Raw genomic sequence first — 21211 nt, forward strand, 5'->3', positions numbered from 1 at the left:
ATAGTAGGGTAGTACCTACTTCTTTTGCTAGCCCCTACAAAACTTTAGCTCGTACTACCTCTCGGAACGCTAGCAGCTCTTGCGAGTCACCACAAAAACCTCATTCACAAAAAAGTACAAAATATAAAACTAAAGCTAAAACTGAATCTAAAGCAGCAAGATTAATTAGTATATCTCATGACTATAATACCCAATCCTCATCAGAATCATTTACCTCTAGAACAATCACAGTATTAATAAGTTTTTTAAAACTCGGTAAAGATGATGCGTGGCTAAAGCTAGGCAAGCAATTATTGTTACTGAAAAAATCTCCAAACAAACAAAAATTCTATAGATCTGCATTATGTTGCTTTAAATCATCAATCAAAGCTCATCCCGATAATTACGTAGCATATTATTTTAGCGGCATAACATTGTGTCTTCTTGGAAGGTACGCGGAAGCAATCAGGATGTTTTTGTCTAGTATTCGTAAGAATACAGAAACAATTACTGCTTTGCTGCATACATTATCGGAGGTGTTAAGCATTAAGGAAGGTATTAGGCTTGCTACAGGATGTGAGGGTGTAAATGGTATTGGTAATAGTGATGCAGCTGTGCAGCAAGATTCTTCATCAAATATCAGAAATTCAATATTTAATAAAATTTAATAAAAATCTAGACAAGTTAGAGATGGCAATCATCAACAAGCTTCAAAGATGCAAAATAGAAGGAGCAGTAGGTAATAGTATGGCTAAAGAACAAGAGCAGGCAGACGAGACTTGGAGCAAATATTTTGAACTAGGGATGTATTGGTTTGGAAGAGAGCAGGGTGATCATAAGTCACTCATGTATTTTAGAAGATGTTTACAGCTAAACCCTAAGAATGAACAAGCAAATTATTATGTGGGAATGATATTGCAAAAGCAGGGTAGATACCATGAGAGCTTAGAGGCATACAAAAGAGCAATATCATTAAGACCTGAAGAGGGGTTTTATTATTATATGGCATCGCAAGTTTATACGGATTTGGAAGAATCACAAGAAGCAATAGAGATGATAGATAAGGCTATTGCCTTATCGCCTAAAGATATAGCGTATCAGAATATGAAAGAACATATATTTAGAGCATTTGGAATAGAAAAGGATTTAGTGGATATAGTGAAGATTACCAGTGAACCACCTAAGGTTTAAATAAGCAGTAAGTTTAATTATGAAATCAATTATAGAGGAGGGAGTGACAATGAAAAAAAGAAATGAACAAGAAGCATACCAACTCTTAACAAGTCGACAACTATTGGCATTGTACAGGAGTTATTCTAGAGCTGGAGAACTAAAATATGCATCTCCAGTTTTTGAGTATTTGTTGGAATCGACATATAGTGACGCAGAAGGATATTTTGAGAAAGCGGTTGTATTAAAAGAGATACTTAGAACAGAAGAAGCACTTGAAGCTTGTGACAAGGCAATAGAGCTAAAACCTGATTTTGCGGCAGCTTACGCTCTAAAAGCAAAAATAATATTACACATATCTCAGCAATATGAAGAAGCAATCAAAGCCTATGATAAGGTCATAGAACTTAATCCTGATTTTCAGGACGTATATTTAGACAAAGGATGGTGTTTAACTGAGATTGGAGGAAGCGGTAGAATGCTTTAACATAGGTATAAAGAAAAATCAGTGTGGTGAAGAATTGTATGCAAGCAAAGGTTGGGTTCTCTTACAAGAATTAAATCAAAAAGATGAGGAAGCCTTGCAAGCGTATAAGAAAGCAATTGAGCTAAGTCCCAAAGACAATATTTATTATTTTTTTGCCGCTCAAATATTAAAAGAATTAGGGCGAGATGAGGAGGCTATAGCAATGATAGATGAGGCAATAGCGTTAGAACCTACTATGAAGGAATGTATTTTATATTGTTTTGAGAAGGATGATTTTGACTATGCGGTAACATTAAGGAAGCGAGAGTGCATGAAGCTAACAAAAGCCCGTTTTCATTAATAGCAAAAGTATTATTGAACAAAGTGAGAGTAATATATGAAAAATAAGAATTATATCCAAAGAAGCAGTATGAGATTGAGCGAAGAGGAGCAAAAAACATGTTTTAAGAAAGGCATTAATTATTTAGATCAAGGTAAGTATGAAGAAGCTTTGAAGATATTTGGGGTGCTTTTGATGGGAGAGTCAAAAAATGCAAGTCTTCATTATTACAAAGGAAATACACTTCATAAGCTTAAGAGATACGAGGAAGCATTAGAAAGTTTTAAGGTAGCAATAGGGTTCAAGCCATGGGAGGGAGCATATTACTATGGCCTTGCTAGTAGTTATTATGCTTTTGGAAATGGGACTGAAGGACTTGAGGCTTTACAGAAAGCGGTATCTGCTTACGTGAGTTCAGAAGGAATATACCACAAACATAATATGCTTGCGGGCTTTAAGAGGGAAGAAAACGGGAATCAAGGGATGCAATTGAATGTCGTGACTCACAAAGCAATAAAGCTATGTAGTCATCATAGGCAATATGCAGGATTAAAAGTAGGGGATAATTATAGCTTTGGCTTTATGAGATAAGTATACATGCCAAATATTTGGACAGAGGCAATATTATTGATGTTTCATCTTATTCCATCCCATTCTCTTTTTTCTTTTACAGATATAGCGGGGGAGTGTGAGGGGGCTAGCATAGCCCCTCTCATATACTTTTAGTTTCAAGAGCAGAATACTTAAGGATTAAGTTTGAAGAACACGCAAGGCACAGCAAATAAAAAATTAACAAACAGCAAAAAGGAGAAACGTGATGTTTAAAATAGCAAGAACAGTAAAACAAATATATAATGCGGCAAGAAATATACAGCAGGTAGCATCTGCAAGTATTAACAGTGTGTTCAAGTATAGTACACAAAGCAAAGGATATGTAGAGGATGCAAGTGAAGAATTTAGCTTTTTAAAGACATTATCGAGTCAGTCAAACACAGCTTTAATGCAAGACAAATTCAGTATTGTCACTCCAAATCTTCAGAATTTAGAAAATCTAAAGTCTACGCAATTACTAGATTCAGCAGAGATTAGAAAACTAATATATGCAAGATTTGCAGATGAGATAGCAGCTAAGCCAAAGAATGTTGTAGATACTAGGAGTCATGAGATGAAAGAGTATGCAGATGATGCTGTTGCTACTTACAATATTGCAGACGAGTTTAATGCACTAAAGAGACAGGGATATAATTTTAAGGATCTGAGAAGTGCAATTATAAACCATAACTCATCTCAACAATCTGAAAATATTGAAGAAAGAAACATCAGTGATAATGGAAGCGGCAAAAGCTTAAGCCAGCGTATGAAAGAGCTAGTGGTATCAGGACATATATCGCGTTACGCTGGTGAGTTAGGTTTAAAGGAAGCAGTAGAAGAACTGATGGACAAGCACGTATTAGTGATTAAAGAGTTTATGCAAAAAGTACAGGATAGGGCGGGATTTGTGAGTGTTGATAATTCAGTGTTGCTGATTAATACAGAAAATGATGAAGCTGTGACTGATGATGTAACTAAGACAGATTTATTAGGTGAGTATTAAGAACCAATGCCTGTGTGGTAGTGCATATAGCTACCACACTATCTTCATAGGTTTAAAACACAAATATTTAAGTTTTTTATCACAGGTGGTGAGTATGAAACAGGTAGAAAGACAGAAGCTTAACCAAGAATTAATGAGAGCTGCAGCTACAGGAGATATAGAAGCAGTACAAAAGCTTGTGCTTCGTGGTGCTGATATATATTTTAGGGATCATCAAGGAGATACTGCCTTGTCACTTGCAGCAGGTAGCAGTTATCTAAATGTTTTTAGAATATTTAAGCAGTTTGAAGAAAAGTGAGATCAGGTAGATTGTATTTAAATAGCGGTAATAATCATGAATAGCACCAATAGAGTTAAACGTGGCAGATTTATAACATTAGAAGGTGTAGATGGCAGTGGTAAATCCACACAATGCCGCATGTTAAAGGAATATTGCATATCTCGGAATATTCCTGTTATGTCAACTAGGGAGCCTGGAGGCACAGAAATTGCTGAAGAGATGCGAAGTATCTTGGTACATAGAGATTTACTGCCGATGTCGGAGTTATTACAAGTTATGGCAGCACGCTATGATCATATTGTAAAAAAGATTCTTCCCACAATAGAAGCGGGCTATACGGTGATATGCGATAGATTCATTGACTCAACGGCATGTTATCAAGGTTTAGAGATTGATGGAGGTATGGATTTAGTATACAGCTTGCATCAGCAGCTCATGCCACCTATAATGCCGGACATTACGTTTTTTATTGATGTAGAGCCAGCATTAGCGATGGAGAGAGTTAGAGTCCGTAATGGTAATAACTATAGTGGCAGTAATTTGAGAAATAATAGATTTGATATTAAAGACTTAGATTATTACAAGAAGATTCATAATGGTTTTAGAACATTAGCTGACAAGTATCCAAACCGCATAAAGACAATTAAGGTAACGGCTTTAAGCACACCAACACTAACCATAAGATTATCACAAAATATTATAATGATTTAGATTTAGGATAGAAGAAGGTAAAATATGGCAACAGAAATACACACACAACAAACATTTGAACATATCAAACAAGAAGTCGAGGATAATATTAAAAATACCGCTGCAGAGAATGATAGTACATCAGAATCTATAAAGAGTAACCGGATATTATCATTATCCGGTGGTGGAGTGAAGGGGATAGCAGAGCTAGTGGTACTTGCTGAGATAGAAGAGCGTACAGGCAAATCTATATCAGAATTGTTCCCTATTATTACCGGCACTAGTGTTGGTGGTCTCATTGGAGCATTGTTAACTATTCCAAAAGAGCCTGGATCAAACATACCTAAATACAGTGCAAAGGAAGCTTTAGATATATTTATAGACGCAGCACCGAAGATATTTGACCATTATTGGTACGATGGAATAAAACAAATATTTACGCATAAGCATAGTCAAGGACCATTAAAGGAAATATTAGAACAGCATTTAGCAGGATTAAGATTAGATGATACAACATCTAGATTAATAATCCCTGTTACTGATTTAGCAAGTCTAGATAAAGGAGGTAAGATATTTGATAGTCATGATTCTTATAGTCCGCATATTAGAGTTCAGGACGTATTACTAGCGACCACTGCAGCACCTACATATTTTAAGCCTGTGACTAATAAAGAGCATATTAAAGGTTATGAGAACCAAGAGGATGCACTTTATGCATATGCAGATGGGGGGCTTGGGTCTAATAGACCAGCATATGAGGCACTGAAAATATTAAAGAGCGGTCATAGTAGGGAAGAGAGTGCCAAGATACTTGATGCTACTATGGTATTATCGCTTAACTTTGATAAAGATACATCAGGTAGTAGCTCAATACCAAAGATAGGATTTGATGGAGTAATAGGATGGCTTGTTAAAGGAAAGTTAGTTAGTCGTTTAATGCAAAGCAGCGAAGATAGTGCTACAGCAGAAGTAAGGGGCGATTTACCAGGAGAAGATGAGTTTGTGGAAGTAAAGCTACCTATTACAAAGGCGACAAGTAGTTTAGATAATAGTAGCCTTAAAAACATAGACGCATTAGTGGCGGTAGGTTGTAAGTATATAGAGGATCACACAGAGCAATTACAGAAGCTATGTGATAATTTAGTAAAATATGTAGAGGTCGAGACTAAAGCTATGACCCATGAAAAAGCAGCAGAAGATGCAATGGTAGCAATAGAAGCCGGTTTAGATTTAGATAATAGTTGTAATGATTCTACTATTGTAAATAAAGAAGCTATAACAGTTACATCTGATGATATAGCAAATAGTAATGAAGATGCTAATAGACATGATAGTGATGATACTGTAAGTAACCCTATTATCACCAATGACAATAGAGAGCAGATACTTGACGGTATTAAGCAGTATCTCACGTCATTTGCAAATGAGAATCCTGATTTAAAGGAAAATATTGAACAGTATTTGATTGCAATGAATGATTATAGCAATCAGGAATTAGAAAAACTAATATTAGATTTTGCAGAATGGCAAAAGGTAGTGAAAGAAATGGAATTACATGAGGCAGAGAGTGTACTTGCACCTTATATGAGTTACGGCATTGAAGCCAGTCAAGAGTCCATGGAATTTGAAGGGATAGACGACGAGGTCTCAAATCATGAGATTTTGGCGTGAAGAAATACAGCAAGAGTACATAATATGAATAGCAATGTAATTGTTGACCTTGTACCATCGCTGTTAAATGTCATATAGTTAACTCTAAGAGAAAGTAAGAAATGAAATAATGCATATAGTATGATGCTTTTAAATGATGGTAACCCAACAAGTATTAATCAAAAAAAGAAGCTGAGCTTACATTAAGTAGGCACAGAATATTTAATTGGTTTGACAATCTCCCTAAGGTATGCCAAGAGTTGTTTACGGATGCGGTACAGATTTCAGACAAAAAAAAGACAATATTTGAAAAATGGGATCATATCTTAGCCGCCATCCATACAGTGCCAAACTGTACCCTTGCTCAAAAGGAATTTGCCCAATTTTTTACTCCCTCCGATGTAGCCCTTTATGCAGCATTCTCATTATTAGATAACTATAATATGGAGAGCATATTTGATCCATGTGTAGGGGCATGGTAGCTTACTTATTACAACTGCACTTGTTCTTGTAGAAAAAGAAAAATTGTCCGGTTGGGATTTAGTAAGGAAATTACATGGTAGCGAAATAGATAGAGATACTAGAATAACTGCTATTAAAAATATAGCTAGATGTTTGGTAGATATATCCCCTTCCTTAGAAATAAATCGTGTTGAGGCACAATTACAAAAGCAAATCAGGCTCTGTGATTTCATCACTTATCCTAATAATAAGTTATTTGGATTCAAGATTATAGTAAATCCACCGTACAAAGAAGGTAATAAATAGTATTTAACAGCGATTCCAAATTTAATCTTACAGACAACGGTGCATTTTTTCTAGATTATCATAGAGAGTAGTTCTTTTAACATTGAATGTCCGGCATATTGCAGCTTTGCTTGTGCCGGATTTCAGTGTTTCACTAATTGCTTGCATTTTTTCAGGTGAGATAACCCGTGGTCTTCCTCCTGTTTTTCCCCGTTGCTTAGCAGATTTTAAACCTGCCATAATACGTTCTTTAGTCAGTGCTCGTTCATATTGAGCAAGAGCCCCAAACACACTGAATAAAAACTCACCGTGAGGGGTTGTTGTGTCCATTTGTTCGGTTATGGATTTAAAGCCAATATTTTTCTGTTTAAAGCTATCAATAAGTGTAATGAGATGAGACAATGACCGTCCGAGTCTATCTAATTTCCATACAATGAGACAGTCGCCATCTTGTAAATAATTAAGAGCTTCTTGTAATCCTTTTCTATTATCTTTTGCTCCGCTTACCTTATCTTGAAAAATATGTCTTGGATCTACCCCTGCTTTAATAAGTGCGTCATATTGAAGATCGAACACTTGGCGATCATTTTCACTAGAAACTCTCATATATCCGACTAACATGTATGAAAAACCCTTTTTAGTTGATTGTCGTACAGTGCTGCAATACGACAGTGTTTGTCGTATATAAATAGCTTATTTTTGGGGATTTGTAAATAGATGATAGCTATTATGTCGGAAAACACTTGTTTTCCGACATCTTATAAAATTAAGCTTGAGAGAAACAAATGTTATTATAATTCAGTGACTGAATCATATTCCAAATAATTATATTTCTCGAAAAATTCAGGCTGGCATCGTCAAGTTAAGGGAGGTATAAATTAAGCAATGGGAGATTGAAGCAGAGTTAAATGTACAATTATCATCCCTCCTAACTAAAAGAAAAGAAGAGATATTTAATATCTTTAATAAATTTTCTGCTGTCGATATTGACGATAAATTACTAATCGGATTTCTAAAATTTGTCACTAATAAAGATATAAGGAGTTATTAAATATCTCCAATAAGTCTAAATTACGTAAAAATACTAACTAACAAGAGATGCATATGAACACAATGGCAACTACTGGAAAATCTAAGCTGAAACTTAATTTGACAGCAAAACCATTAACTCTTAATGCTAATTCTTTAATGCAAGGTCCTGCTCTTAAGAAAGTTGTAGTCTTTGAAAAACCTAAAAGCGACGTCAAAGATACAGGTAATTCACCTGCCACATCTGATAAAAAAGATGCGTCTATAGGTACCACTCAAGCCAAAAGCAACGATACAAAAAAGAGTAAAAAACAAGAGGCTGTATCGAGTAACAAAAAAGCATCAAATCAAAAGGTAGTAGTAAGGCCTAAAGAAATATTAAAAGACAAGATGAAAAGACGCAAAAAGGAATATTTTAGTATCTTAACTAATTTGCAAACCGATTATCCGGAAGTGTTCTCTGAAGAGGTTAAGCCTCTTGCCATCGGTATAGATCTTGAACTAAAGAAAATATTAAATGGACAATTTCCGAATAATCAATTAAATAGATTTTTCCATAGATATTGTGGTAGTTTTAAATATAAAGAAAAACTGGTAGAAGGAGCTAGGAGGTTTAATCTTGATGGCTCTCCTGCAGCTTTAGTTACTGAAAAAGAAGTGCCAGTCATAGTTAAGAAGCCTAAAAATGTTGCTAATGCCGCAAAAACTGTTAGCAACGAAATAGATCCAAAGCAATGAATGAAAAAGATATTAGTAGTAGCAAGGAAGAAGACTTAAGTACAAATAGCGATGCTAGTGATACTAGCGATAATGTGACTGCTGAGCGTCCAAAACATGACGCCCTTATTCGTAAGGCTCTAGAAAATCCAATTGTTGCCCAAGAGTTCTTTGAGATGCATTTGCCGAAAGAAATTAAGGCTATGTTCTCTTCCCATACCCTTAAGATGGAAAAAGAAAGCTTTGTTGAAGCCGACCTCAAACATTCTATATCTGATATTCTATTTTCTGCTAACTTTAAAAATGATACAGGATATCTTTGGATTCTGTTAGAGCATCAGAGTACTCCTGATCATTTCATGGCTTTTAGACTCTTTAAGTATATGACGGATATTGCAGCAAGACATCTAACTCTTAATCCTAAATCTAAACATTTGCCTTTTGTTTACCCCATTGTGTTCTACAATGGAACAAAGAAATATAATGCTCCAAAGAATCTTTGGGATTTGTGCCAGCATAAAGAACTTATGCAAGATATTTGGACTAAAGACCACCAAGTAATTAATGTGCATGATATTCCTGATGAGGAATTAAAGAAAAAAGCTTGGGCAGGGATACTGCAATTCTTCATGAAGCATATTCATGAAAGAGACCTACTTAAAAGATGGTATGAGGTAGCTGATCTATTACCTGAACTGGCTAAAAACTAAATATTGGTATTGATTACCTAGAGCTGATATTAACCTATACATTGATTAAAATTGAAAAATCTGATAAAATAGAACTAGAAAAAATACTTAAAAGCCGTTTAAATAACCAGCAAGGAGAAAAACTTATGACTAGCCTCGCTCATCATTGGAAAGAAGAAGGAATACAACAAGGTATGCAGATTGGAGAAGCTCGAGGCATGCAAATCGGGGAAGCTAAAAGAACTATGGAAGTAGCTAAAAATATGCTTTCAATTCCTGAGGTCTCACGTATTACTGGACTCTCTATTTCTGAACTCAATACCATAAATTTAACTAATAAAAAGGATTCCTAAACATGAAAATACATATTTCCCAATGCTCTGATGCTCCTAAAGTACTTGCAGCTCTTTACAACAATGCTGCACCTCAAGGCTTAGGTTTTTTAGTACAATCTTCCCGTATGTTTAATGGATCTTCTTCAGAAAGGAACGAAATTACCAATAGGATTTTATTGGCGGGTTCTAAGTTGCTCTATAGACTCTGGAGGAAAGTATCTATAAAAGGTTGTCCTACCTATATCTAGCGTTTTTATAATATCAGAAATAAACGGATAATTTTCATTATCTTTTAGCATAGCTTTTGCCGTACGCATTTTTTCGTCACTCATAAACTTAGGTCTCCCACCAATTCTACCGTTTCTACGGGCAGATTTTAAGCCGGTTTTGGTATTTTCTACAATAATCTCTCGCTGAAACTGATCGAATGCTGCATTCATATGAAAGAAAAGTCTTCCTTCTGCTGTTGAAGTATCTATATTTTGGGTAATTACATGCAAGCCGATTTTTTTTCTCCTCAAGGATTTTTAAAGTACTGATTATTTGCGTAAGCGATCTTGCAAGGCGAGATAATTTCCAAACTACAAACGTATCGCCTTCACGCATATAATCAAGAGCTGCCTGCAATTGAGTACGTTGCTTACCTGCACCTGATATTTTTTCTGTAAATATTTTTTTACATCCTGCCTCATTAAGAGCATCAATTTGATGATTAGGGTTTTGATCTAACGTTGAGACTCTTGCGTATCCGATAAGCATATTTTCTTATTCCTAAAACGATTTTTTGTTATATTAGCGGAACATTTTAATAAGAACAATGTTTTGGAACATATTAACATTTGTTACTTACCTAGTATTTATTTTACTTTGTCCAACATGTTGTTTACGCTGTATAACTTCAGTCACAAAATCTTTTTTCTTATTATACTCTTTAGGATCTACTGCCCTTTCTTTATATTGGCTTATCTTTTTTTGTAATAAATCAATATTTTTTAGTGCTTCTACTCTTTTATCTAGCTCTTTATTATATATTTTAATATTTTTTACGTTCTGCTCCATTAGGTCCACGTGGTTATTACTGGTTTCTGAAGATACATTTATTTCCTTTTCCTTAGGATATAAACTACTAATCAATTTTTTTATTAAATTCTTTATTTTAACAAAAATATTTTTCGTACTATTTGATGTATCGGTTTTTAAAGCTGATTTCTTATTATTTTGTTGCTTGTTTTCAACTGTTTTCTGAGAAAATATGGTATCAAGAATATCTTTTAATATTTTTTCTTCCTCCCTCTGCACCTTATCAAGATCTAAGTGTTGTTTATTTTCTGCCCTGACTTCCTTTTCAGGCTTAAATTCATATTTATCATCCTCGTTAATGATAATATGCTGACTTACTATGTACGCAGATGTTAAATCTTTCCTAATTACTTGTAGCTTCTTAAGACAATCTGTCGTTATATCCCTTAACTCATTTATCATTATCATATTCTTTGCACTGGTATCATCAGTGTTAATACCTTTAAGTATAATCATACTCTTGATATCTGTCATAAAAACCTCATATGTTATTTATCTAGTTTAACAGAAAATTTATGTTAATAATAGTTTATTGCTTTGTTCACTCCACCCTATTAATTCCACATCCTACACTAAGTCTTTTTAATACATGTGAATAATTATTTTTAACCCAATCCGCCATAAACCTTGTTGGCATTGTTAGGATTAGCATACCCTTTTCCTTATCCTCAGTAGCTTCTGCTTTAGAAAACCAAACCGCATCTATAGCCTCACCTAACTCTTCTCTCAATCCCTTTCTGATTTGATTCCATACTGTGTTTTCTTCTATTTTATCTAATTCCTTACCGATATCTAAAATTCCAATATCTTTGATTTTAGAATATTGCTTCTCTATCTCTTCTTTTCTTTCACCTTTCCCACTGCTATCTTCAGCAGATCCTACATCTCCGACCACTGTCACATAATACCCATTGATACCATATACTGCTTCTAATTGCTCGCTTAATATCTCTATTTGCCGCTCGCTTAAACTTTCTGTTTGTATCCCCCCTAAATCTAGTCGTTTTGGGATTATTGCCGTTATAAAGCTATTATTATGATTTGTTTTGAATTCTACCTGTGTTAGTATCTCGTATGCCACATTAGTATTAAATCTTCCTGCTATCTTCTTCCTTACCTGCATTTCTTTGCTGGTATCAAATAAGCTTTCTATTTTGTTTAGGTATTTCTCATATTTAAGTAAGTTTTGCTCGATCGTTCCTATGTTACAGCTAAATCTAAAGCTTGTATGATTTACTAAAGGCCCTTGATGCTTCTCGTTCTTTAGTATCTGAACCATATAGCTAAGAAACGTAAATTTGTTCTTAAATCTTTTCTCAGGATATTTGATGTAGAGCTTCAGTAATAACTGATTCACAAAATTATTACTGAATTCTCTATGTGCTCTAAAGTTAAGTGTATCTATATCTTTTTCTGAGAGTGGGTAGAAATATCTTAGTTCTGCCCATTGTTCTTTTTGCTCAGATATGTTTTTGCTGTTTCTACTACTAGAATCATTTAAAAAAGAAGAATTGTTATAAGATTCAGATGAAGACAAGCTTTGCTTGTCTTCAAAAAACTCTTTTTTAAGACTTTCTTTTGATTGAATATAATTTGCATCTATATAATCTATATTTTTACTATACGTATTCTTTATTATTAAGGGCTGCTTTTTTTGCACTCCCTCTCTAAAATCCCTATAGGTATCAGGAAAAGCAAGAGAGTTATTACCCTGTAACTCTTCATGATTAAATTCTGTAATTTCTTCTGTTTGAGACTTCCTAATTTGAGAAATAGGAAATACTAAAGGATTAATAGATATATTAAAAATAGATTTGTCATATCTATTACAATCCATATCATCAGATTTAGTATATTTATGCTCCACTTTTAAAAAAAAGCTATCACCTTGTTGTTTGATATATTTGAATATATTAAACAGAGTTCTTTTACTCATGTTATTTTGTTGTATTAATTCATGAGATGTGGCAGAAAAAGAAAGCATGTTAGAGCCATTGGAGTTTTGCATAAAATTCCTATAAGCAGACATCATACAGTTTAAGAAGAATAGTTTATACTTAGATGGTAAATTATTTTTAAATAAGCTTTTCATAAATTCAGGCTCAATAGGAACGAATAACTTAGTTCTTAAAATATGTTTCAAATTAGACTCGTGATCTAATTTAGAACTATTACTTACTTTTAAGTTAGTAGGTGAATCTTTAATTACCGAGTACACCCTATCAGGAAGCACAGGAACTAACTTATTAGCTAAATCCATACCATTGCTTCTTTTTCTTCTAAAGACCTTCAGCAGTCCTAAAGACTCAAGTTTAGCTGTCATCTTTAGGCACCGTCAAGTTAAGTAAAATAGTATCAAAAAGTATTATATTTTTAGATTTCAGGCAGCAAGAAGTTTTTTAGTAGCTTCATCCCAAATGGATTTAGCGGATGCAAATGCAATTCTTCGCTCAGGTGCTGTTTTAGTATATCTTCCAACATTTATGGCAAATATATTTCTGACTTTGCCCATCAGTGATAATGTACATTGTGCTGAATTAGGATGCTTGAATTTAATTAATATCTTTTCTTTTCACCTAAGTTGGCTGGTGAGCATTTTCAACACGATTATTTAATCTCTTATGAGTGCGATGCTTAGTCTTAGGACACATAAGCTTAACCGGTTTAATGTAACTCCTGAGCTTATCGGTAACAATTACTCTTGGAACTGGATAATTACCCAATAATTTTGATAAAAAGCGGATAGCTGATTTCTTGTTACGACGCTTCTGCAGTAATACTTCTAATTCATGCCCCTCAGAGTCAACGGCTCTCCATAATATAAATACTTCGCCTTTAATCTTAATATTCATCTCATCTAAATGCCATTTATCAGTTGGTTTCCGATCGCTCTTTCTAATGACATCTTGAAAATAAACTGCAAACTTGCAACACCAAAATCTTACAGTCTCATGACTTAAAATAATACCTCGATAGGCCATCTGTTCTTGAACATCTCGGTAACTATTATTGAACCGATGATATAACCATACTCCATGACTGATAATGCTTGCTGGAAAACGATGTCTCTTCGGGGCGTGAGTAATATATATAACGGTAAAATTTAGGCATAAATTATTACTGCTATTCTATAAATCATTCATTGCAATTGCTCAATACTTAATTTATACCTTGCTTAACTTGACGGTACCGTTGGTGTTATTGATGTTGTAGATATGGCATTAGATACAGCATCCTCGTTTAGTCTGATGGATTTAAATATTACTCGGCTGCCTATCTCACCGCTTAAGGCTTGGTAACTCTTTTTAGAACACTCTATAGACCAGCTACTTGCTATTTGTGCTTTGTGACGACTTACTTTCTCATATTCGTATCTTAATCCAATGTGAGGTATTAGCGTTACTTCTCGCGGCATCTCTACTCTGTAGTTAAGATGAGGCTCAAAGCTCATTAACTTTGATCTTACTTTTTTACCTTTGCTATGTCCTGCTGAACCTATGATCGCCACGCTCATATTGCGGCTTACTGGACGTGATCCATATAGACTAAATATATAGGTATCATATTTAGCTCTTGCACTCGTTCCGCTGCTTCGTAAATCACTTGACCCGCCTTGATCTTGATATTTAACACGGCTATTAAACCTGCTAAAACTAGCACCGAGTAGCAAATCATTCTCAAGGTTAATGTTTGCTCCAATAGTGCCGCCAGCTATTTTGCTACTATAGCCATTCGAGTCTGCTTTAGATTTTTGTTTGTTACTGCCAAGCGTGCCACTACTCCATATGCTATAGCCGTGGGTTTTTTCAGCTGCGTCATCGGCGTCATCATCACCGCTAGCTACAGCAGCAGTTACTATATCTCTAGCAAATATACGGTGTCTGATCTGTTTACTAGATATTTTGCTCATCTTCCGTGCTTGGTTATGCATTGCAGATGTTGCCTCGGCTTTCTTACGTAACTCTTCCTGACTCATAGAGGTAGATTGTACGCAAGGTTCGTTGCTAGGTGCAGCATCATCTGCTTCAGTAATAGAGTTTTGGAGGTCGTCCTTTGCTACTGTTTCTTGGGTCAAGATATCACTATCTACATGATACTCGCTTTCTTCTTGCATCTCGGATGATATAGATGCCGTAAGTGTTTGCTCAGGATTTGATACTTCAGAAAGTTGCTCTAACTCTACTAGCTCTTCCGCTGTTGGAGGCGGAGGAAATGGTATCCAGTCCTCATCGCTGCTATCCTCAGAATATTCACTACCACTACTTGTATATACAGTGTCATATCCACCAGTATCTGAAATACTATCCTCACCACTCCAATCATCAACGCCCCCACAACTAGAACCGCTATAACCGCTATCTTCTATTGCCTCATCTAGCATCTTCATTACTCGTTCTTCCTCGCCTAATGAAGCATCTGCTGAAATATGTAAGTCTTCTAAACTACTAAACACTGATAGCGGTGGTGCTGTCGGCTCAATTTGCTGCTCCATACTAAATTCAGTTTCAAATGCTTCACCTATCGGGGTATCAGGATCTTGCCAAGGTTCAGAGTATTCCGTAACGCTACTTGCCATACTAAGTTAGTGATAACAGAGTTAGAAACTCTGAGAAAATGAAAGATGAAGATATTTATCAAATTTATAGTAAATCATTTAAGCATATACAGAAAGTATTATCTGAGGAATAAATGCAAGAACAAAATGGACAAGACTCATCTTGCGATAATAATCTTGTAGGTACTTGTCGTGTCAAATGTAAGATTGAACGTGTTATAGCTGCAGCTATACTGGCAATTGGCATTGCTTTCTCTGGTTATTTTGTAGGAAATGCTTTTTTAAAATCAAAATCTCTTGATAGGAATATAACAGTAAAAGGTCTTTCAGAGAAAGAGGTGATATCCAATCTTGCTATATGGCCCATTACTATTAAAGCAACTGGTAATAATCTGACCGAAGTTAATAAAAAGATTGAATCAGATCATAATATGCTAGTTAGTTTTTTGATAGAACAAGGATTTAAAAAAGAAGAGATCGATTTTGGTAATTATGCTGTGACTGATTTGTTAGCACAGTCTTATCGTAATAATAATTCTGAAGAATATCGTTATATAATAACTTCTACCACTATTTTAAAAACTTCTAATGTTGCATTAGCTCAAAAAGTCACAAAATTACAAAATCTATTAGTGCAAAGAGGTATAGCACTAGGTTCTGAAGGCTATAATCCATCAGATTACAATGGTCCATCATATATTTTTACAAAGTTTAACGATATAAAACCGGCAATGCTTGAAGAGGCTATTAGAAATGCTCGTAAATCAGCAGAAAAATTTGCAGTAGATTCTGGTAATAAACTTGGTTTTTTAAGAAAAGCCAATCAAGAATGAATCTATTGCAAATAGAAGTATACGTAAAAAGATACGGCTCGTTACTACTTCAGAATATTCTTTACAAAATTAAGTAGTTCTGTAAGATCAAATCTTGATTTCTACAATTAAGCAGCAAAAGTGCTGTCAGATTATAAAAGGCTCTACACAAACTTTCTGACGTCCTCATCTAAAATCTTTTTGATAGCCAATACAGTGGTATCAATATTCTTATAACTTATATCATTATGAGTTATAACTCTGATCTTATCTAATACGATAGGCATCCGTATTCCATATTTTGTTATTAATATATCGACTAATTGCTTATCAGATATAGAGGTATTGACTAATGTAAAATATGCTATATTTGTTTTGTACAAATTTGGATCTATAGCAATTTGTTCTATATTATTTAGACATTCTACGAGGTAATGTGTTTTTTTATGGTCTTCCTTTAAGGAAGTTATATTATTCTCTAAGCCATACAAGCACCCAGCTGCAATAATACCAGCTTGATGCATTCCACCACCAATTTGAAATTTATAGTACCAAGCTTGCTCTATAAATTTCTCACTACCAACTAGTACAGCACCCATAGGGGCTCCAAGTCCCTTACTAAAATCAATAAACACAGAATCAAAATAATCTGCATATTCCTTTGGAGCAATTTTAGTATAAGCACAAGCATTAAATAATCTAGCTCCATCTAAATGAGTTAATACATTATTTGCTCTACATAATTTGGAAATATCTTTAATGTCTTCTAAAGACCATATAGCACCACCACCAAAGTTTGTGGTTTGTTCAATTGATACTAATCTAGCCTTTGGTATGTTTCTTAAGTTAGGACAAACAATAAACTCTCTAATTTGATTTATCGTAAATATACCTCTATTGCCTTTTATTGGTAATGGAGTGGCATGTGCTTGACCGGCAATGAGACCAGATTGTACTAATAATGGATGTGATGTTTCATCAAGTATTAAATAGTCTCCTGGGTTTTTAATATGAGTTTTATATGCAATTACATTACACATTGTACCTGAAACTAAAAATATTCCAGCAGGTTTGCCTAATATTTTACAGGTTTCTTTGATTAATGCATTTACAGTTGGATCTTCGCCTGCGACTTCATTACCAACTTCGGCTCTTGCCATAGCCCTCCTCATTTCAACAGAAGGATTAGTATTTGTATCGCTGAAGAAATCAATTTGTATTTGCATATTATTTTTTGTTGTGATTATAAAACGATACTACTTTTTGGATGCTATCAATAGCATAGACAATGTCTGATCTCGTTATACCTAGATGAATCACCGCTCTAATATGATACTGGAGCCAAGGAAATAATAACAAGCCATAAGTTTGACATGCATTTAGAAACACATCATTGGTAATATTCAATTCTTTTATGCTAAAGGTGACTATATTGGTTTCAGGATATGGAGAGATTAATTTTATATATTGAATTTCTGTGATGCCATCGGCAAATAATGTAGCAAGCTTATTATCATCTTTAAGCCGGAATATATTATGCTGCAGAACATATTTTGCTGCATTAGCATAATAGCCAATTTGGTGATATCCGCTACCTAGCCAAACTTGTAATTTTCTAGCTTTCTCAATAATTTCATTTTTTCCTAATAGCATTGATCCAAATGGAGCTCCTAATCCTTTAGAAAAACAAACACTTAATGTATCTGTATATTTTGCATAATCTGCTAGAGCAATATTTGTTTCAACGTGGCTATTAAATAACCTAGCCCCATCTAAATGAAGATTTATGTTATGAGACTTTAAATATTTATATAACTCTACTTGTTTTTCAAATGGATAAATTTTGCCATTAAAACCATTAATGCTATTTTCTATGGTAACTAGTTTAACTTGAGCAAAAATTTTATACCTTGGCTTGGAATTAATAGCATATTCTATGTCCTTGTTTTCCAAAACCCCACTAGTATTATTTATACAATTAAATACAATATTGCTTACTTTTGCATTACCAGCACTATCAAAAAAATTTATATGATAATTATAATGAGTAATTATCTCATCTCCAGGATTTGTTTGACTGGCAATGGCTAATCTATTTGCAAGCATACCGCTCGTAACAAATAATGCATCTTCTACTTTAAATAAGTGTTTGCAATATTCAGTTAAATCGTTGCAACTTTTATCTTCACCATAAGCAAAATCTCCTGCAACGGCTGTATTCATTGCTTTTATAACTTCTGGGGTTTGTAAAGTTACGGTGTCACTCCTTAAATCTATGATTTTTACTTTTTGCATGATTACTATAATTATTATTAGTTAATAACGTAATATATCATCTGTTTGCGTATTCCATAGATCCTGATAAAATCCCTTCTGTACAACCAACTCAGAATGACTACCATCTTGAACTATCGTACCATTATCAAATACTAAAATACGATTCATATACAGAAGAGTAGAAAGGCGATGAGCTATAACAATTGCAGTTTTATGTTGCATTAACTTAAATAAACTTTCTTGGATTTCTTTTTCTGTTATTGAATCTAACTGATTTGTTGCCTCATCAAGAAGTAATATTGGAGCATTTTTAAGAAAAGCCCTAGCAATTATTATTCTTTGCTTCTCACCTCCTGACAATTTCACACCTTTTTCGCCTACTATAGTATGATAACCTTTAAGCAAACTATTGATAAACTTATGCATGCCTGCAAATTTAGCAGCTTGCACTACTTCTTGCTCAGTTGCTTCATTATTGCCATAGCGAATATTTTCTAAAATAGTGTCATGAAATAAAATCAAATCTTGAGGTACAACAGCTATTTTTTGCCTTAAAGAACTTTGAGTAACATCAACTATAGATTGATTATCAATTTGTATAATTCCTGCTTTAATCTCAAATAATCTTAAGATTAAATTTATAAAGGTAGATTTACCACTACCAGAGTAACCTACTATACCTACTTTTTCCTTAGGATTAATAGTAACTGAAAAATCTTTAAATAAAGGTTTTTTATCAGGGTAAAAAAATAAAACTTGCTGAAATTTTATTTCTCCCTTGTTGACTTCAAGTTCTGTTGCATTTTCTTTATTTATAATTTCCAATTTAGTATTTATAGAAGACAAGGCATCCGAAACTCTAGCAAAATGAGTTGAAAATTGAGTCAAATCTCTAGTAAGTTGGTTTAAAAACTCTACTATTGCTATATTAATACCAAGTACAAGGGCTATATCTCCAATTCCTATCTCTCCTGATTGATAGCCATAAATTAACAAGTACAGGCTTATAGCTTGTAATAATTCAAATGAATAACCATATATGAGCCAAATCCAGAAATACGCCCATTGCATTCTTTTTTCTGCGTCTATTTTTTTCCGGTAAATCTGCGAAAATTTAAACCTCTGATAAGTTTGTTTAGCAAATAGACGTATTGTTGTTATATTTGATAAACTATCAGCTAGATTTGCAGTAGTTTTAGTAGTGCTACTTGAATAGTGACTAGCTAAATTACTTAGTTTTTGAAAATATAAAATTGAAACTAATATAAAAATACTTACCCAAATTAAAGTAGCTATAGCAAACTTTATGTTGGCTAACGATAAAATATAAATAGCAAAAATTAATGCTAAACTATAAGCAAAAAAACGATCTATAGATAGTTTAATTAATTCTATTGTACTATCAACTAGATTATTTACTTTATGCGTTAGATCGCCTGGGAAATTATTTATGAAGTAAGAATGGCTTCTGTTTAATAACGCATAAAAAGCTCTATAAGCTATTTTTGCTTTAAGTAAAGGAACCATTCTGATATCTACAAAATAACCATAAAGCCTAAAAATAGTAGTAATAAACAACGCCATAAAAATATAAATACTTATAGGTAAAAAAAGATGTTCAACAACATTATTGTCTTGATATTTTATCGCTGTATCTAAAATATCTTTTACCACGTACTTTCTCAAAGATAAATCAATAGCCCACATTAAAGTTACCAAAAACATTATTGCTATATTTACCTTGAATTGAGATAATATATTTAAGATAAATAAGAGAACTTTCTTAAAATTATGCAATGTAGTGTTATTCATCATAATTTCAGATTTTTACTACTTGGACCTTTGCATTTAGAAAATTGAGCAAAGAAAACCATAGATTTCTATGTATTTTTCCAGAAATATCTCCAGCATTATGCAGTGTAGCAGCTTGATTCAGAATAAGTAATTTTGATAAATCTTTACTAGCTTTAATAATATCAATTTCAGAAATATCAGAATTATTTTCTAGATAAGATAACCAAGTTTTTATAAGTTTTTCTTTGCTATTTTCCTTTATATCAGGGTACTTATTAAAATATAATAAAGACTTTTTAAGAATCTCTTCTGTTAATGAACCACAATTAAACATCCCAAAACCTAAGCCATTAGTTTTTGGGATGACAGAAAATTCTTTATCCTTTATAACCCATCGTGTAACATAAGCAAACCTATCTTTAGCATCTAAATTTTCTCCACTACCATGCCATAATTTTGAATTAAAAACTATAGCCGCCCCTGCTGAAATAGGTAATGTTATAGTTTGTTGATTAGTTAGTTTATTTGAATATTTATCGATAAAATATGGTGACCAAAAATCAATAGCTGGCTTTATCTTCCAATTATGGCTATTTTTTATAATTTGCAAAGCACCTGAAGCTTCATATACATCATTTAACGCAAGCCACACGGAAAAGTGATAAGGATTATCAGGATTGTAAGAAATATCTTGGTGGAAAGGCACAGCATCAACTAGATCAGCAGTTTTACATATAACATTTGATTTTTTATTTACTATTTGACATTGCAATAATTTTTCAAGCTTATCTTTAATGATATCATTTAATGAATCTGAAATAGTTCTAGTAATTTGTGATGGAGCAACCCATCTGCCAGTACAATTTAGATAATCTGAAACAGATATACCAAGTTCTTCTGCTGATCCAGCGATTTTGCTTTTAATATTGTTTAAGTTCCAAGTAATCAAGTCTAAAGAAATAAGATTTTTTATAATAAAAAAACCATCATCTTGCAATTTTTTCATA

The 21211-nt window shown here is 33.6% G+C and carries 23 protein-coding genes and 2 pseudogenes; 13 read left to right on the plus strand and 12 right to left on the minus strand.

Annotated features, from left to right (window positions below; all coding sequences use genetic code 11):
* The 10 genes from GCO76_RS07075 to GCO76_RS07120 all read left to right on the plus strand — a co-directional run.
* Positions 1–647 (plus strand): tetratricopeptide repeat protein (locus GCO76_RS07075; protein WP_410956683.1); only part of this gene is annotated, 647 nt, incomplete at its 5' end.
* Between the two features lie 22 nt (positions 648–669).
* A complete protein-coding gene (locus GCO76_RS07080) occupies positions 670–1170 on the plus strand; it encodes a tetratricopeptide repeat protein (protein WP_032139677.1) in 501 nt (166 codons plus the stop codon).
* A gap of 49 nt (positions 1171–1219) precedes the next feature.
* Positions 1220–1636, plus strand: a complete 417-nt coding sequence (locus tag GCO76_RS07085; protein ID WP_172616183.1) for a tetratricopeptide repeat protein — start codon at positions 1220–1222, stop codon at positions 1634–1636.
* A complete protein-coding gene (locus tag GCO76_RS07090) occupies positions 1611–1976 on the plus strand; it encodes a tetratricopeptide repeat protein (protein ID WP_037203323.1) in 366 nt (121 codons plus the stop codon). Before GCO76_RS07085 ends, GCO76_RS07090 begins: the two co-directional genes overlap by 26 nt.
* Before the next feature lie 36 nt (positions 1977–2012).
* Complete coding sequence (locus GCO76_RS07095) at positions 2013–2546, plus strand: tetratricopeptide repeat protein (protein ID WP_410956684.1); 534 nt, start codon at positions 2013–2015, stop codon at positions 2544–2546.
* A 226-nt stretch (positions 2547–2772) separates the two neighbouring features.
* Positions 2773–3549: a hypothetical protein gene (locus GCO76_RS07100; protein ID WP_032139675.1), complete on the plus strand. Its 777-nt coding sequence runs from the start codon at positions 2773–2775 to the stop codon at positions 3547–3549.
* A gap of 94 nt (positions 3550–3643) precedes the next feature.
* Complete coding sequence (locus GCO76_RS07105) at positions 3644–3847, plus strand: ankyrin repeat domain-containing protein (RefSeq protein ID WP_410956685.1); 204 nt, start codon at positions 3644–3646, stop codon at positions 3845–3847.
* 36 nt (positions 3848–3883) lie between these two features.
* Positions 3884–4540, plus strand: coding sequence for a dTMP kinase (gene tmk / locus GCO76_RS07110; RefSeq protein WP_410956686.1), 657 nt, complete (start codon positions 3884–3886; stop codon positions 4538–4540).
* Positions 4541–4564: 24 nt separating this feature from the next.
* Positions 4565–6190, plus strand: coding sequence for a patatin-like phospholipase family protein (locus tag GCO76_RS07115; RefSeq protein ID WP_410956687.1), 1626 nt, complete (start codon positions 4565–4567; stop codon positions 6188–6190).
* 504 nt (positions 6191–6694) lie between these two features.
* The gene (locus GCO76_RS07120) at positions 6695–6937 is read left to right on the plus strand and encodes a hypothetical protein (RefSeq protein ID WP_266234790.1); all 243 of its coding nucleotides are present in this window, start codon (positions 6695–6697) and stop codon (positions 6935–6937) included.
* 27 nt (positions 6938–6964) lie between these two features.
* On the opposite strand, the gene GCO76_RS07125 is transcribed toward GCO76_RS07120, so the two are convergent.
* Positions 6965–7522 (minus strand): recombinase family protein, encoded by a 558-nt coding sequence (locus GCO76_RS07125; RefSeq protein WP_479725313.1) that lies wholly within the window; start codon positions 7520–7522, stop codon positions 6965–6967.
* 498 nt (positions 7523–8020) lie between these two features.
* Between GCO76_RS07125 and GCO76_RS07130 the strand changes: the two genes are divergently transcribed.
* Positions 8021–8683, plus strand: a complete 663-nt coding sequence (locus GCO76_RS07130; protein ID WP_410956688.1) for a ProQ/FINO family protein — start codon at positions 8021–8023, stop codon at positions 8681–8683.
* Positions 8680–9704: pseudogene (locus GCO76_RS07135) on the plus strand (Rpn family recombination-promoting nuclease/putative transposase). The gene GCO76_RS07130 and the pseudogene GCO76_RS07135 overlap by 4 nt, the downstream one beginning before the upstream one ends.
* A gap of 155 nt (positions 9705–9859) precedes the next feature.
* Here GCO76_RS07135 and GCO76_RS07140 read toward each other — a convergent pair.
* The 7 genes and pseudogenes from GCO76_RS07140 to GCO76_RS07170 form a co-directional block, all read right to left on the minus strand.
* The gene (locus GCO76_RS07140; protein ID WP_410956689.1) at positions 9860–10207 is read right to left on the minus strand and encodes a recombinase family protein; all 348 of its coding nucleotides are present in this window, start codon (positions 10205–10207) and stop codon (positions 9860–9862) included.
* Positions 10208–10241: 34 nt separating this feature from the next.
* Positions 10242–10445, minus strand: a pseudogene (locus tag GCO76_RS07145) (recombinase family protein); the annotation flags it as partial.
* An 87-nt stretch (positions 10446–10532) separates the two neighbouring features.
* A complete protein-coding gene (locus GCO76_RS07150; protein WP_410956690.1) occupies positions 10533–11240 on the minus strand; it encodes a hypothetical protein in 708 nt (235 codons plus the stop codon).
* A 67-nt stretch (positions 11241–11307) separates the two neighbouring features.
* Complete coding sequence (locus GCO76_RS07155; protein WP_410956691.1) at positions 11308–13089, minus strand: DnaA N-terminal domain-containing protein; 1782 nt, start codon at positions 13087–13089, stop codon at positions 11308–11310.
* Positions 13090–13146: 57 nt separating this feature from the next.
* On the minus strand, positions 13147–13278 hold the full coding sequence (locus GCO76_RS07160; protein ID WP_256381729.1) for a hypothetical protein: 132 nt from the start codon (positions 13276–13278) through the stop codon (positions 13147–13149).
* 64 nt (positions 13279–13342) lie between these two features.
* Complete coding sequence (locus tag GCO76_RS07165; protein WP_029374876.1) at positions 13343–13858, minus strand: IS6 family transposase; 516 nt, start codon at positions 13856–13858, stop codon at positions 13343–13345.
* Positions 13859–13941: 83 nt separating this feature from the next.
* Positions 13942–15342, minus strand: a complete 1401-nt coding sequence (locus GCO76_RS07170; protein WP_410956692.1) for an autotransporter outer membrane beta-barrel domain-containing protein — start codon at positions 15340–15342, stop codon at positions 13942–13944.
* Positions 15343–15455: 113 nt separating this feature from the next.
* On the opposite strand from GCO76_RS07170, the gene GCO76_RS07175 reads away from it, so the two are divergent.
* Positions 15456–16154, plus strand: a complete 699-nt coding sequence (locus GCO76_RS07175; protein WP_147144198.1) for an SIMPL domain-containing protein — start codon at positions 15456–15458, stop codon at positions 16152–16154.
* A 143-nt stretch (positions 16155–16297) separates the two neighbouring features.
* Here the strand turns inward: GCO76_RS07175 and GCO76_RS07180 are convergent, their stop codons facing one another.
* Genes GCO76_RS07180 through GCO76_RS07195 form a run of 4 tightly spaced genes read right to left on the minus strand, consistent with a single transcriptional unit; the run spans position 16298 to position 21210 of the window.
* Positions 16298–17359: a threonine aldolase family protein gene (locus GCO76_RS07180; protein WP_410956693.1), complete on the minus strand. Its 1062-nt coding sequence runs from the start codon at positions 17357–17359 to the stop codon at positions 16298–16300.
* A gap of 1 nt (position 17360) precedes the next feature.
* Entirely contained in the window at positions 17361–18428 is a 1068-nt protein-coding gene (locus tag GCO76_RS07185) for a threonine aldolase family protein (protein WP_410956694.1), read from the minus strand.
* A 21-nt stretch (positions 18429–18449) separates the two neighbouring features.
* A complete protein-coding gene (locus GCO76_RS07190; RefSeq protein ID WP_410956727.1) occupies positions 18450–20222 on the minus strand; it encodes an ABC transporter ATP-binding protein in 1773 nt (590 codons plus the stop codon).
* Between the two features lie 7 nt (positions 20223–20229).
* The gene (locus GCO76_RS07195) at positions 20230–21210 is read right to left on the minus strand and encodes a phytanoyl-CoA dioxygenase family protein (protein ID WP_410956695.1); all 981 of its coding nucleotides are present in this window, start codon (positions 21208–21210) and stop codon (positions 20230–20232) included.
* Position 21211 lies beyond the last annotated feature (1 nt).

Origin of the sequence: Rickettsia koreansis (assembly GCF_046532895.1) — a bacterium.
Taxonomy (GTDB): Bacteria; Pseudomonadota; Alphaproteobacteria; order Rickettsiales; family Rickettsiaceae; genus Rickettsia; species Rickettsia rickettsii.